We start from the raw sequence: 13910 nt of genomic DNA, 5'->3' as shown, positions 1-13910 counted from the left end.
CGAGTCATTCTCCGTTGCTGAGAGGGACAGCCTGGGGGCGGATCACGAACGCCGTGCCGGTCTGGCGCGACGCGTCCACCTCGATGAGCCAGCCGACCGAGAGGAGATCGGCGCGGACCGCGGAGAGGCCGATGCCGCGGCCCGCGAGGTCGCTCACGTCGCCCTTCGTGCTCACGCCGGGGGTGAACAGGAGCTCGCGCGTCCGGCGTAGATCCTTCGGATCGACGCCGGCGCTCGTCGCGAGGGCGTCGAAGTCGATGCCCTGACCGTCGTCCTCGACGAGGAGGGTGGGCCGCGACCGGTCCTCGATGCAGCTGGCGCGGATCACGCCGACCTCGGGCTTGCCCATCCGGGTGCGCGCGTCGGGGGGCTCGATTCCATGGGCGATCGCGTTCCGCACGAGGTGGAGGAACACGCCCGGCAGCAAGCGGGCGAGATCCGAAGGAATGGAGGCCTCGCGGCCGTCGATCTCGAGGCGGGCGCGCTTGCCCTCCCGCTCGGCCCAGCGGGGGACGCGCTCGAGGAGCGGCGCGAGCACCTCGCCGAACGGCCGGGCCGCGAGGCGGCGGACGATCTCGGCGGCCTCGCCGCCCTGCGGGCCGACGAGCTCGCCGAGCCGGGTGACGTCCGTGCGGCGGACCGTGATCTGGTCGAGGATCGCGCTGCCCACGGGCGAGGCGTCGACGAACGTCTCCTGCGCGCGCGTGAGCTCGTCCGCGACGCGGGTGAGCCGCGAGCGCCACGACGCCGAGTGCCCCTCGACCGAGGGCCTGTCCTCCGAGCGCGCGCGCGCCTGGACCCTGGAGAGCTCGTCCTCGAGCGTCATGATCTCGTCCGCGAGGCGCTCCAGGTCGAACGACCGGGCCTCGCCCTTCATGGTGTGCAGCTGCTGCAAGAGCTCGTCGATGTCCGCGGGGCCGAGCTCCCCGCCGGGCCCAAGGATCTCGCTGCACCGGGCAACTCGCTCGCGCGAGATCTCGATGAAGCGGACGAAGACCTGGCCGCCGCCGGCGATGAGGCGGCGCATGGCGGCGATCTGGCGCGCGTGCTCCTCGTCCTTCGTCTTGACGCTCTCCGTGAGGCGCCTGAGCTCGGTCTGGTCGGTCGCGAGCAGCATGATGCGCGCGATCTTCTGGCCGGAGACGATGGGGCAGAACTCGATCCGCAAAAACCTCCGGTCGCCCGGCGCGCGCTCGAACCACACCTCGCGCGGGGCGAGCTCGGCGATCTCCGGAAACGCGTCGACCTCGGCGTCGAACGCCGCGTCGACCCACTGCCGGAGCGCCTGGCTCTCGACGCAGAGCGGCCCGCCGCGGTAGAGGAGCTCCGCGACGTGGTTGCCCTCCGCGGCGCGGTCGCCGAAGATCTGCCTGGCTTCTCTCGAGGCCTCGCTGCCCAGCCGGCCGTCGGGGCCGAAGGCGACGATGGCCTCACGCATGTTGTCGAAGAGCTCGCGGAGGCTCTCCGTGGCCATCTCGAGCCTGCCCTCGCGCTCGAGGATGGCAGAGCTCATCGCATTGAAGACGTCGGCGAGCCGGCCGAGCTCGTCGTTCGTGCGGACGTTCACGCGGACGGCGCGGTCCCCTTCCCCGACGCGCCGAGCGGCGTCGACGAGCCTCGAGAGCGGACGCACGATCTGCCACCTTGCGAACGCGAGGAGCAGGAAGGCCGTCATCGCGCCGACGATGCCCGCGAACTCGAGGATGTTGCGGCGGGCCGCGGCGAACGCGGCGTTCTCGGGCTCGAGGGAGAAGACGAGGACGAGCGTCCCGAGGCGCCGCCCGTCGTCGCGCACGATCGGGCGGGTGACGCGTATCTCGCGCTCCAGGACCTGGTTCTCGGCGCCACGCGCGGTGAACGCCGACAGGCCGCCTTCCGGCTGACCGACCTTGGCGACGGGCTCGGCGTCGCTGCCCCACGCGACCGCGGCGATGAGCGCGCGGTTCGACCGGAGCTGGTCGAGGTCGCCCTGCGCCGTGTCCCGATCGCCGAAATCGAGCGGCGCGGTCAGGGAGCCCGAGAGCAGATCCGCCATCATCGACGCGGCGTTCGCCTTCGCCGACACGAGGTCATCTCGTGTCTTCTGGATCACCTGATTGGCGACGAGCACGGTGACGCTGGTGAGGACCACCACGGTCGCTGCGGCGAGCTTGACGCCGATGCCGAGCTGAACGCCGGTGCGCCGCCGGTGAGCCGCTGGGGGCCGGGAGACAGGGGCAGAGACCAACATCACGCGTTCGGCGCGGCAGGCCGTATCCGAGCCAAGAAATGGTCGAATCCAAGAGCGTGCGTCATCCGCGCCCCCTTCCACGGCAGAAGCTTCGCCAGGCGCACCATCGGAAGCACCCGAGGGACGAGGACAGGCGCATGGCGATGCCCTTCCGACCTCGACGGTACGTAGTTCATTTCATTTCTGCAACAGGATTTTCCTCGCGCGCCGCCGACGTGGCTGTCCGCTCGTCGCGTCAACGGCAACGGGTCCATGCGTCAACAGATCCACGCGTCAACGGGTCCACGCGTCCGCACGCTTACGGGTTCACCGGGTTACCGGTCACCCGACCCCGTCATCGGCCCCGGCGGCCTGGGGTCTCTGGTCTGGATCGCGGCAGAGCGGCCCTGGTAGCCCGCCAGCGCCTCCGCGACCCCAGGCGGCTTCAGCGGCGCGCGGTCGGCGAGCGCCGATATGCGCAGGCGCAGACCGTCACGCGGGCGCAGCGTGAAGAGCGGGTGTGGATCGGCGGCGGCGCCCGGCGCCCGGTCGAAGCGATAGCGCTGGAGCAGCATCGGCAACAGGATCTGCATCTCGACGAGCGCGAGGCGCTCTCCGACGCAGCGCCGGGGGCCGAGCCCGAAGGGCAGGAAAGCATGCCTGGGAATGGCGGCGGCGCGCGAGGGCGCGAAGCGATCCGGGTCGAACCGCTCGGGGTCCGGCCACAGGTCCGCGCGGCGATGGAGCAGGTAGGGCGAGACCACGATCACCGCGCCCCGCGGCAGCCGATGGCCGAGGACCTCGCGCTCCTCTGTGCACTCCCGCTCGAACGCCCAGGCCCCCGGGTAGAGCCGCATCGTCTCTTGCAACACCTGTGTGCAGTACTCGAGCCTGCGAAGATCCGCCGAGGTCGGCGCGCGCCCGCCGAGCACCCGGTCGACCTCGGCCCGCAGGCGCGCCTCGACGTCCGGATGCGCGGCGAGGAGGTGCAGGCACCAGGTGAGCGTGTTCGACGGATTCTCGGGCGCCGCGACGAGGACGCCCATGACCTGGTCGACGACCTGCGCGCGCGCGGCGTCCGGCGCGCTGCCGCGCAGCCGATGGTAAGGGCAGCCCTGAAGCCGCTGCTCGTGGCCGGCAGCCGACGCTCGGACGCGCGCCATGTAGCCGTTGCCCGCCGTGTCGACCGCGTCGCGCGCGAGCCGCGCGGCGATCCCGCGCAGCGCCGCGCTGGCGGAGCGGGCCCTCTGGTTGCCGCGGGTCGGCAGATGACGGAGCGACAGGACGCCGTTCGCGAGGATCTGGAAGACGTCGACCTGCGCGATCCCGAACTGCTCGACGAACTCGCTGGCCTCGCGCTCGTCGGTCTCGACGCCGAAGAACACCCGCGTGGTCACGCGGTAGGTCAGCTTCATCATCTCGACCGAGATCGGCAGGACGGACGAGGCGTCCGCGCGCTGCTGCCACCGCGGCAGCTCGCGCGCCGCGATCTCTGCCGCCGCCTGCGCGTTCCTGTCCTGCATGGCGCCGACGAGCGGCAGCTGCAGCTCCCGTCGGTGCTGCTTCCAGGCCGCGCCGCTCTCGGTCAGCACGCCGCTGCCGATGAACGGCCGCAGCACGTCGGGGCTGCCCGCGCCCCGAACGAAGCTGTCCGATCCGTCGAGCAATACCTGACGCACCCCTTCGGGATCGTTCACCAGGTGCAGGAATCGATGTCCGAGCCGGATCCGCCCTATCGGTCCGAGCGCCGCCAGGCGCGAGAGGACCGTCAGCGGATTGCGGCGAAACTCAGCGTAGTGACCGAGCAGGTTCCCCGACGGCAGCGTTGGAATCGTCCTGCCGGCAGATCGCATCCGGTGGGCCTCGTCAGGCGGTGGACGGCGGTTCGTCGCGCGGAATCCCATTCTTCAGGATACGTTCGCTCCGCGCCGTCGCTCAACGAAAACATCCAGGCGGCGCCAGCGCGCTGAACGCGCGTTCCTGCCATCATCCTCGCCAAGCATGAAGGGGATTGTCGCGTTCGCCTCCCCTCTGGCGCCCCGCTCGTCCGTATCGGGCGGCTCGCCGCCGCCGCGGCGCCGTGACGTCGCGCGTCACTCCGGCGATGGCGACGCTGCGGGATCGTGTAGGCTCGCGGGCATGCCCATCACGCGACTCACGAAGCCTGATTCGAAGTTTCGCCTCGATGACGTCTCGACCGATCCGCCTCGGGACGCGACGAAGCAGGAGGCAGCGGAGCGGCTCAAGGAGCTCGGCGAAGAGCTGCTCGAGCTGCAGGAGCTCATGTGGGGAGCGAGGACGCACAGCATCCTCATCGTCCTTCAGGGCCGCGACGCGGCCGGCAAGGACGGGGCGATCAAGAACGTCGTCGGCGCGCTGAACCCGCGCGGCGTCACGGTGAGCTCGTTCGGCGTGCCCACGAAGGAGGAGCGAGAGCACGACTTCTTGTGGCGTATCCACCGGCAGGCGCCGCGCGCGGGGGAGTTCGCCATCTTCAACCGCTCTCACTACGAGGATGTGCTCGTCGTGCGCGTGCACGACCTCGCGCCCAAGTCGCTGTGGGGAGAGCGCTACGGTCACATCAACGACTTCGAGGAGCTGCTCGCCGAGCACGGGACCATCGTGATCAAGTTCTTCCTGCACATCAGCAAGAAGGAGCAGGAGAAGCGGCTGCTGGAGCGCGAGGAGAACCCGTCGACCGCGTGGAAGCTCAACGTGAACGACTGGAAAGAGCGGGAGCACTGGGACGAGTACACCGAGGCTTACGACGAGGTCTTCCGGCGCTGCTCGTCCAAGCACGCGCCCTGGTGCATCGTGCCGGCCGACGCGAAGTGGTACCGCAACCTCGTCGTCGCCGAGACAGTGGCGGAGACGATGCGGGAATACCGCGACGGCTGGCTGAAGACGCTCGAGCGGAACGGGAAGGCAGGCCGCGAGGAGCTCGACGAGTACCGGAGGTCGCGGGGTGGGCGGAACAAGGGGTGAGCGGACAGGAGAGGCGGCGCTGAGCGGCGCGCGCAGGCGGGCGGCAAGCCAGGTCGGGGCAATCGGCCTCGTGGCATCGCAGCTCCTTGCCTGTCCGTCGTCGCCCGAGCGGGACCGCACCACCGCAGAACCGGCGTCGTCCGCTCCGGCGGCCGCGCCGCCCGCCTCGCCCGCGCGCGCCCCCGCGCCGTCCCAGCCCCTCGCCTCGGCGCTGCCGAAGGTCGAAGCGCCTTCTGCCCCGAGCGCCGAGCCGGGCGCCGCTCTGCAAAGGCGCGGATCGCGCATCGGCGGCGACGGCCGCATCGAGATCGAGCAGGGCGGGAGCGTGCGTCGACTCGAGGGTCCGTGCCAGTTCACCTACGAGGTGGCGGATCCCATGCCCGGGCCCTACGCGGAGGTCCTCGATCCCGACGCGAAGGCGCCGCGGCTCATCCTCGATTCGTGCGGCGCGGGAGGCACGCACTTCGATATCGTCGCCACCGGCCTCAAGCTGCCGGGAGAGCTCGAGGTGATCCGGGTGCGCTTCCTGGATCCGAAGACAGGGTCGGAGTGGACCTCGGACACCGCGAAGCTCAGGGTCACCGGGTTCACGAGCGTCGGAGCGCCTGTGAAGGGCACCTTCGAGGCGACCATGAGCGCGCGCCTGAACCGCCCGGCCGAGCGGATCCGCGGTACCTTCTCGCTCCCCCGGGCGCCCGACCGATATCCGCCCTAGCAGGCGCAGAGCGCAAATCGCACGCTGCGACCTGCGTGAGCCCCTGATGCCATGGCACGGAGTCCACGCGAAGGATTCCGTGGTTGCATGAACAGTCGATTTACCCCCAGCCGGCGGGGCCGAGCGACGACCTTTGTACTCGTCGACGACTCCACACGTGACTTCACGCGGTGCAGTCAGGAGGTCGTCCACGGTGGCCGCCGGGGGGACGGCCCTCGGCTCGCCGACGTGCTCGTCTTTCAGGGAGCCCGTGGCCGGGCGCCGCCGCGCGTGCGCCGTGGGGCCGAGCGGCTCGGCCGATTGACGCGCTGCCGCTCGGGTGATGCAATTCCGACGAGGAGGAGGGGGCATGCAGCTCGACGATCCCAGGCACGAGTACAACCCGTACGCCGCACCGACGACCGACGACGCGCGCTCCTATGGCGAGGACGAGCCGGACGAGCACATCCTCGCCGAACGCGGCACGCGGCTCGGAGCGCGGATCCTCGACAACCTGCTGCTCGTCGGCTCCGTGATCCCCGCCGTGATCCTCCTCGTCGCCACCGGCGCGATGGATGGCGTCGCGACCGACGAGGGGACGCCCTACCCCGAAGGGAAGCTCTACCTGATGATCGGCGTCGGCGCGCTCCTCGGCCCGCTCCCGCTCGTCATCTACCAGTGGTACCTCATCGCCACGCGCGGGCAGACGCTCGGGAAGAAGTGGACGAAGATCAAGATCATCAAGGCGGACGGCTCGCGCGTCGACTTCGTGTCCGGCGTCATCGTCCGCAACTGGCTCATCGCGCTCCCCGGCCTCATCCCAGCCGTCGGCCAGGCGCTCAGCTCGATCGTCAACCTGGTCGACGGCCTCATGATCTTCAGCGATGACCGCCGCTGCCTGCACGATCGCATCGCCGGCACCAAGGTCGTCCTCGCCCCGCCCAGGGCGGGATCCTGATCGCCCTCCTCGCCGCATGATCCATCGCGAGACGCTCCGCGAGCCGCTCGACACGAGCGCCGAGATCGAGACGCCGGAGCACGTGCGGTTCCGCCACCAGATCGCGGGCCCGGCGCGGCGCGCGCTCGCGTACCTCATCGATCTGGTGGTGCGCGGCGTCATCGTCTTCGCGATCGGGATGCTCGCCGCGATCGGCGGCGTCGCCGTGGGGCCAGCGCTGCGCGGCGCGTCGACGGGCTTCGTGCTGCTGGTCCTCTTCGCGATCGAGTGGGGGTATTATGTCTTCTTCGAGACCCTCTGGGGCGGCTGCACGCCCGGCAAGCGCGCCCTCTCGCTGCGCGTCGTCACCGACGGCGGCCAGCCGCTCCGCTTCGGGGACAGCCTGCTGCGCAACCTGCTGCGCGCCGCGGATCTCCTCCCCCCGTTCATCGATCCGCTCTCGTTCCTCGGCACGTACGCGGTCGGCCTCGCCGTCATGGGCCGTGATCCGCGCTTCCGCCGCCTCGGCGATCTCGTGGGCGGCACCCTCGTGATCGTCGAGGCGCGCCACACGGTCGCCGGCCCGCTCGTCCTCCGACCGCCGCCGAGCCCCGCGGAGCTCTCAAGCCTGCCCGCGCGCCTCCCGCTCTCGGGCGAGGAGCTCGACGCCATCGAGCTCTTCCTCCGCCGCCTCGATCGCCTCTCGCCCGCGCGCGCGAGCGAGCTCGCGGAGATGACCGCGCCCGTGTTCGCGCAGCGCATGGGCGTCCGCTACAAGGACGCCACGCGCTTCCTCGGCGTCCTCCACCACCGCGCGCACGCGCACCGCGGCGGCCAGGAGGCGGCCGCGAGCGGCCCAAAGCCCCGCCGCAAGCGCAAGAAGGAGGTGAGCGCGTGATCGGCGCCCGCTCCCAGGACGAGTTCGTCGCGGCCCGCAGGCCGGACTGGCAGGAGCTCGATGGCCTCCTCCTCCACGACAGCGGCTCGCTCGCCAAGAAGGACGGCGCCGCCATCTCGCGCCTCGCCGCGCTCTACCGCTCGCTCTGCACCGATCTGATGCGCGCGCGCGCGGCGCGCTACACGCCCGATCTCATCGCGTACCTCGACGCGCTCGCCGCGCGCGCGCACGCGACGCTCTACGGCGCGGAGCCCTTCCGCCTCCCCGACATCGTCACCTTCTTCACCCGCGATTTCCCGCGCGCATTGCGCGCGAACGGCCGCTTCTTCGCGATCGCCTGCGCGCTCTTCTTCCTCCCCTCGCTCGTCGGCATCGCGGGCGCGCTCGCCTCCGACGAGTTCGCCACCCACGTGCTCCCGAGCCCGGTGCTCCAGGGCATGGCCCAGATGTACAGCGAGGGCCCGAGCGGGCGCGACGCGGGCACCGACACGGGCATGGCGGGGTTCTACGTCTTCAACAACGTCGGCATCGCCTTCCGCTGCTTCGCCACCGGCGTGCTCTTCGGAGCGGGCAGCATCTTCTTCCTCATCTACAACGGCCTCTTCACCGGCACCGTCGTCGGCCACGTGATGAGCGTGGGCCACGGCGGCAACATCTGGACGTTCATGTGCAGCCACGCGCCCTTCGAGCTCACCGCGATCGTGATCGCCGGCGGCGCGGGGCTCGAGATGGGCTACGCGCTCGTCGAGACGCGCGGCCGCACGCGCGTCGGCTCGCTGCGCCGCGCGGCGCCGTCGATCGTGCGCCAGATCCTCGGCGCGGCGGCGATGCTGCTGATCGCCGCGGGGATCGAGGGCTTCTGGTCCCCCTCGGGGCTCCCCCCGCCGGTGAAGTGGGCGGCCTCGGGCGTCTTCTCGCTGCTCATCGTCCTCTACCTGGCGCTCGCGGGCCGCCCCGCGAAGGAGGCCTCGCGATGAACCTCGGCGCCTCCGCGATCGTGCTGCGCCCGCGCCCGCTCTCCGAGATCCTCGATCTCGCCTGCCGCCTCTGCATGTCGCGCGCGCTCGGCCTCTACGCGCGGCTCTCGGCGATCCTCTTCCTTCCGATGCTCGCCGGCTGCCTCGCGCTGCGGCATGCGGCGGGCTGGTCGTGGCTCGGGGTGTGGGGCGTCGCGATCGCGCTCGGCGGCGTCGCGCAGGGCGTGTTCACCGTCGCGGTGGGGCGCCTGCTCTTCTCTGAGGAGCTCAGCGCGGGCCAGGTGCTCCGCCTGTTCAGGGCGCGCCTCTCGTCGTACCTGTGGATGCTCTTCTTGAGCCGCCTCCTGCTCGCCGCGGCCGCGCTCCCGATGTTCCTCGGCCTACCCCTCGCCTGGCCGCGCCTCGTCTTCGTGCACGAGGCCAGCTTGCTCGAGGCCGCGCACGCCGGCGACGCCATCCAGCGCAGCAGCCGCTTCGTCACCGGCCGCGTCGCCGCGGTCCTGGGCGCGCTGATCGCGCTGCTCCTCGCGCAGGCCGGCGTCGCGCTCACGGTGGAGCTGCTCGGCCAGTCGCTCGTCGACGCGATCCTCCAGCTCGGCAAGCCGTTCGGCGCGCTCCTCGACGACGGCGGCTCGCCCTTCGCGCTCGCGGGCTTCTTCGCCGGCATCCCGTACGTCGCGACAGCGCGCTTCCTCCACTACATCGACGCGCGCACGCGCGCCGACGGCTGGGACATCCAGCTCCGCTTCCTCGCGATCGCCGCGCGCGAAAGCGAGAAGAGGGCCGCCGCGTGAGCCGCCGCGCGCGCCTCTTCGCCGCCCTCTTCGCGCTCGCCGCGGGCGCGCCGCTCGCGCGAGACGCCCGGGCGGAGGACGCGGAAAAGAATGTTCACTGGAGCGTGCGCGACGTCCTCGAGGACGATCGCTACCGCTTCTGCCACGAGGACGACTACCCGCTCACCCCCGAGGAGCACGCGTGGTGCCCGATCATCGCCGGATCGAGCGACGTGTGCCCGGAGCTCCCCGCCGCGTGCAAGCTGCCCCCGGTCGAGCTCTCGCGATCGGCCGTGTCCGGCCGCGGCGGCCGCGACGCGTCCGGCAAACATCGCGCGGGCCGCGCGCCGACCGATCGCGGCCCGAACGAGGACGAGCGCCGCCGCCCCGGGCCCGAGATGCGCGTCGATCTCTCGGGGATGAGCCTCTTCGCGTCGGTGCTCTTCATCGGCCTGCTCGTGGTCTTCTTCGGGGGGGTGATCCACGCGCTGCTGAAGAACCTGCTCCGCGATCGCGCGCCCGCCGACGAGGCCAAGGAGGAGAAGGCGCCCGCGCGCGGCCCCACGCCCGAGGAGACGGCGAGGCGCGAGGTCGAGACCGACGTGCAGCGCCTGCTCGCGCGCGCGCGCAGCCACGCGTCCCGCGGCGACCACGCGCGCGCGATCGACGACGCGTACGCCGCGCTCCTGCGCCGCCTCGACGGGGATGGTCTCATCGAGATCCACCCCTCTCGCACCAACGGCGACTACGTGCGCAGCCTGCGCGAGCGGCCCGATCTCAAGGGCGCGATGAGATCGATCGTGCGCGACGTGGAGGGCGTGCAGTTCGGCGTCACGCCGCCCTCCGAGCCGATCTTCCGCGCGGTGATGGACCGCGTCGTCCCGCTCGTCAGCCGGGCTCTCGCGCTCGCATTCGTCGCCTTCGGCCTCTCCGCCGCGCTCTCCTGCGTCTCCTGCACGCCGCACGCCGGCGGCGACGAGGGCGGCGGCGATCGGTCGCCCTCGGGCACCCAGGCGGTGCTCGAGGTGCTCGACGAGCAGGGCTTCAAGGCGCGGCGCCGCGGCGAGGCGCTCGCGGCGCCCGAGCGCGCGCTCGCGCTGGTGGTGCTGCCGGGCGCGACGATCGACGACGCGACGTGGAAGGACCTGTTCGCGTGGGTGAGCGACAAGGGCGGCACGCTCTTCCTCGCCGGGCTCCCGCGCCTGCCCGACGAGGTCGAGCTCGGCCTGCGCGTGGCCCAGGACGCCGAGACGTCGACGGCGCTCGCCGCGGACTGGTCGCGCGGGCTCCGCGCCTCGCTCCCGCCCGGCAAGCGCCTCGTCGAGGCGAACGGCGACGAGCCCGAAGACCTCTACATGATCCTCCGGGGCGAATCGTCCTCGACCGCGGGCGTCGTCCGCCGCCTCGGCGAGGGCAAGGTCGTCGTCGTCGCGGACGATCGCCTCGTGTCGAACGTCTCGCTCGCGGCCCCCGACAACGCGCAGCTCTTCCTCGATCTGCTCCGGTTCGCGCCGTACGCGACCGAGGTCGAGATCGTCGACGAGTGGACCGGCGTCGGCGCCGAGACGCCCTTCGAGGCCGTGCGCGAGGCGAACCTCTGGCCCGTGATCGCGCAGCTCTTCCTGCTCCTCGCGCTGCTGTACCTCTGGAAGGGCAGCGCCTTCGCGCGCCTCCGCGATCCGCCCGCCGCGGGCCGGCGCGCCTTCGCCGATCACGCCCGCGCGCTCGGCCTCGCCTACCGGCGCGCGCGCGCCTCGCGCCACGCCGCGGGCCTCTACGCGAGCTGGGCGCTCGATCGCCTGCGCGAGCGCGTGCACCGCTCCGGCCGGCGGGGCCTCATCCCGCTCGCCGAGGCGATCGCCGCGCGCACCGGCCGCCCCGAGGCCGAGGTGATGCGCGTGCTGGTCGAGGCCTCCGGCGCCCGCGAGGACGCCGCGCCCGCCTCGTCGCTCCGCGCGCCCGAGAGCGCGCGCGGCGCGCGGCCCTCGCCTCGCTCGCGCGACGGCGCCGCCGCCGATCTCGAGCTCGTGCGCGAGCTCCAGGGCTTCCTCGACGCGACCGGTCAGCGAACCTCCGATCGAAAGACGACATGAACCCGATTGAATTCCGCGATCGCTTCGATCTCCTCCGCCGCGAGGCCGGCAAGGTGCTCCTCGGCCAGGACGATCTCATCCTGCACACGCTCGTCGCCGTCCTCGCCGGCGGTCACGTGCTCATCGAGGGCGTGCCCGGCCTCGGCAAGACGCTGCTCGTGCGCACCCTCGCGCACGTGCTCGGCGCCACCTTCAAGCGCATCCAGTTCACGCCCGATCTGATGCCGAGCGACGTCACCGGCGGCAACGTCTTCAACCAGAAGGAAGACCGCTTCGTCTTCCACGAGGGGCCGATCTTCACGCAGCTCCTCCTCGCCGACGAGATCAACCGCGCGCCCGCCAAGACGCAGAGCGCGCTGCTCGAGGCGATGCAAGATCTCGCGGTCACCTCCGACGGCATCACGCGCGCGCTGCCGGATCCGTTCTTCGTCATCGCCACGCAGAACCCCATCGAGTCGCAGGGCACCTACCCGCTGCCCGAGGCGCAGCTCGACCGCTTCTTGATCCAGGTCAACGTCAAGCACCCCTCGCAGGCGGTCGAGAGGCTGATCCTCAAGAACCACGTCAACGGCTTCCACGCGGCGCGCCTCGATCGCTTCGAGATCCAGCGCGTCGCCACCGCCGCCGAGCTCGTGGAGATGCGCGAGGGGCTCGCGCGGATCCGCGTGGACGACGGCATCATCGAGTACATCGCCGACATCGTCGGCCGGAGCCGCGTGCACCGCTCGGTTTACCTCGGCGCCTCGCCGCGCGCGTCGATCGGCCTGCTCGCGGTCGCGCGCGCCATGGCCGCGAGCGAGGGCCGCGAGTACGTCATCCCCGACGACGTGAAGGCGCTCGCGCCCGCGATCCTGCGCCACCGGCTCATCCTGCACCCCGACGCCGAGATCGAGGGCGTGAGCGCCGACGACTGCGTCGACGACATCCTCCGCGAGGCCAAGGTGCCGAAGACGGCGGCCTGAGCGCGATGATCCCCTCGCGCGCCCTCGTCCTGCTGGCGATCGTGCCCCTCGGGCTCGCGGTGGCGACGCTCGTCGATCGCACGCTGCTCCTGCCCATGCTCGCCGCGGACGCGGGCATCGCGCTCTGGGCCGCGATCGACGCGCTCCTCGCGCGGAGGCCGCTGGTGACGGTGAAGCGCCACGCCCCCGCGGTGCTCTCCATCGGGCGCCCCAACCTGATCACGCTCGAGATCCGCTCGCTCTCCCGCCGCAAGCTCTCGATCGAGGTCGCCGACGATCTCTTCGATCACGCCGAGAGCGACGACCTGCCGGTGAAGCTCGAGCTCCCGCCCAGGGAGCGCGCGACGGCCCGCTACCACGTGCGCCCCACCCGCCGCGGCGCGCACACGATCGGCGATCACCACGTGCGCTACCTCTCCCCGTTCGGCCTCTGGATCCGGCAGGTCACGGTGCCGGCCGAGACGCCGGTCAAGGTGTACCCCGACGTGCAGGCCGTGCGCACCTTCGAGCTCATGGCGCGCCAGGATCGCGATCCGTCGGCGCTCCGCGCCTCGCGCAAGCGCGGCGGCGAGAGCGAGTTCGAGCGCCTGCGCGAGTACCGCCGCGGCGACGAGTTCCGCTCCATCGACTGGAAGGCGACCGCGCGGCAGAAGAAGATCATCAGCCGCGAGTACCAGCTCGAGAGCAACCAGAACCTCCTCTTCCTCCTCGACGCGGGCCGCCTGATGACCGCGCAGACGCAGGGGCTCTCGCTCTTCGATCACGCGCTCAACGCGAGCTTGATGCTCTCGCACGTCGCCGCGCGCGGCGGCGACCGCGTGGGCCTGCTCGCCTTCGCCGACGGCATCAAGAGCTACGCGCCCCCGGTGAGCGGCGCGGGCGCGGCCAAGCACGTGCTCTCCGCCGGTTATGACCTCTACCCCGAGCTCGTCGAGACCAACTACGGCTCGGCGTTCCAGCACGTGGGCCTGCGCGTGCGCAAGCGGAGCCTGATCGTGCTCTTCACGCAGGTCGTGGACGACGTCGCCGCGAGCGAGCTGCTCCGCCTGATGCGCGGGGTGATGCCGCGCCACCTGCCGCTCATGGTGCTGCTGCGGGACGTGGAGATCGACGCGCTGGTCGAGGGCGGCGACGCCGACCCGTACACGCGCGGCGCCGCCGCCGAGCTCTCGAGCTTCCGCGACCGGCTCGTGCGCGACCTCAAGAACCACGGCGCGCTGGTGCTCGACGTCGCGCCCGGCCAGCTCACCGGGCAGCTCATCAACCGGTATCTCGAGATCAAAGCGCGCCATTTGCTCTGATCTGCGCGGCGGCCCTGGCGCCCATTGCTGCTCCAGCAGCAATCGGTGCTGATCCATTGCTCCTGCACAAGCACACCGGCG

The 13910-nt window shown here is 71.7% G+C and carries 11 protein-coding genes; 9 read left to right on the top strand and 2 right to left on the bottom strand.

Translation table 11 applies throughout. The features are described from left to right. Positions 1–4 precede the first annotated feature (4 nt). Both WME82_RS07820 and WME82_RS07815 read right to left on the bottom strand, forming a co-directional pair. Positions 5–2230, bottom strand: a complete 2226-nt coding sequence (locus tag WME82_RS07820; RefSeq protein WP_438042314.1) for a HAMP domain-containing protein — start codon at positions 2228–2230, stop codon at positions 5–7. 314 nt (positions 2231–2544) lie between these two features. Then, positions 2545–4062 (bottom strand): cytochrome P450, encoded by a 1518-nt coding sequence (locus tag WME82_RS07815; protein ID WP_438042313.1) that lies wholly within the window; start codon positions 4060–4062, stop codon positions 2545–2547. A 286-nt stretch (positions 4063–4348) separates the two neighbouring features. On the opposite strand from WME82_RS07815, the gene WME82_RS07810 reads away from it, so the two are divergent. The 9 genes from WME82_RS07810 to WME82_RS07770 all read left to right on the top strand — a co-directional run bounded on the left by WME82_RS07810 (position 4349) and on the right by WME82_RS07770 (position 13829). Continuing rightward, the gene (locus WME82_RS07810; RefSeq protein ID WP_438042312.1) at positions 4349–5194 is read left to right on the top strand and encodes a PPK2 family polyphosphate kinase; all 846 of its coding nucleotides are present in this window, start codon (positions 4349–4351) and stop codon (positions 5192–5194) included. A gap of 70 nt (positions 5195–5264) precedes the next feature. Beyond that, positions 5265–5909, top strand: coding sequence for a hypothetical protein (locus WME82_RS07805; protein WP_438042311.1), 645 nt, complete (start codon positions 5265–5267; stop codon positions 5907–5909). Between the two features lie 349 nt (positions 5910–6258). Then, positions 6259–6846 (top strand): RDD family protein, encoded by a 588-nt coding sequence (locus tag WME82_RS07800; RefSeq protein ID WP_438042310.1) that lies wholly within the window; start codon positions 6259–6261, stop codon positions 6844–6846. 16 nt (positions 6847–6862) lie between these two features. Beyond that, positions 6863–7723: an RDD family protein gene (locus WME82_RS07795; protein WP_438042309.1), complete on the top strand. Its 861-nt coding sequence runs from the start codon at positions 6863–6865 to the stop codon at positions 7721–7723. Continuing rightward, positions 7720–8700, top strand: coding sequence for a stage II sporulation protein M (locus WME82_RS07790; protein ID WP_438042308.1), 981 nt, complete (start codon positions 7720–7722; stop codon positions 8698–8700). Before WME82_RS07795 ends, WME82_RS07790 begins: the two co-directional genes overlap by 4 nt. Next, positions 8697–9494, top strand: a complete 798-nt coding sequence (locus WME82_RS07785; protein WP_438042307.1) for a hypothetical protein — start codon at positions 8697–8699, stop codon at positions 9492–9494. The genes WME82_RS07790 and WME82_RS07785 overlap by 4 nt, the downstream gene beginning before the upstream one ends. After that, positions 9491–11566 (top strand): DUF4350 domain-containing protein, encoded by a 2076-nt coding sequence (locus WME82_RS07780; RefSeq protein WP_438042306.1) that lies wholly within the window; start codon positions 9491–9493, stop codon positions 11564–11566. The genes WME82_RS07785 and WME82_RS07780 overlap by 4 nt, the downstream gene beginning before the upstream one ends. After that, positions 11563–12528 carry an AAA family ATPase gene (locus tag WME82_RS07775; RefSeq protein WP_437298446.1) on the top strand — a complete coding sequence of 322 codons (966 nt, stop codon included), beginning with the start codon at positions 11563–11565 and terminating at the stop codon, positions 12526–12528. Before WME82_RS07780 ends, WME82_RS07775 begins: the two co-directional genes overlap by 4 nt. Positions 12529–12533: 5 nt before the next feature. Next, positions 12534–13829, top strand: a complete 1296-nt coding sequence (locus WME82_RS07770; RefSeq protein ID WP_438042305.1) for a DUF58 domain-containing protein — start codon at positions 12534–12536, stop codon at positions 13827–13829. Positions 13830–13910 lie beyond the last annotated feature (81 nt).

This window comes from Sorangium sp. So ce128 (genome assembly GCF_051525245.1).
GTDB lineage: Bacteria > Myxococcota_A > Polyangia > Polyangiales > Polyangiaceae > Sorangium > Sorangium cellulosum_B.
The sequence above is the reverse complement of the archived record's forward strand: the minus strand, read 5'-3'. Positions and strand labels throughout refer to the sequence as shown.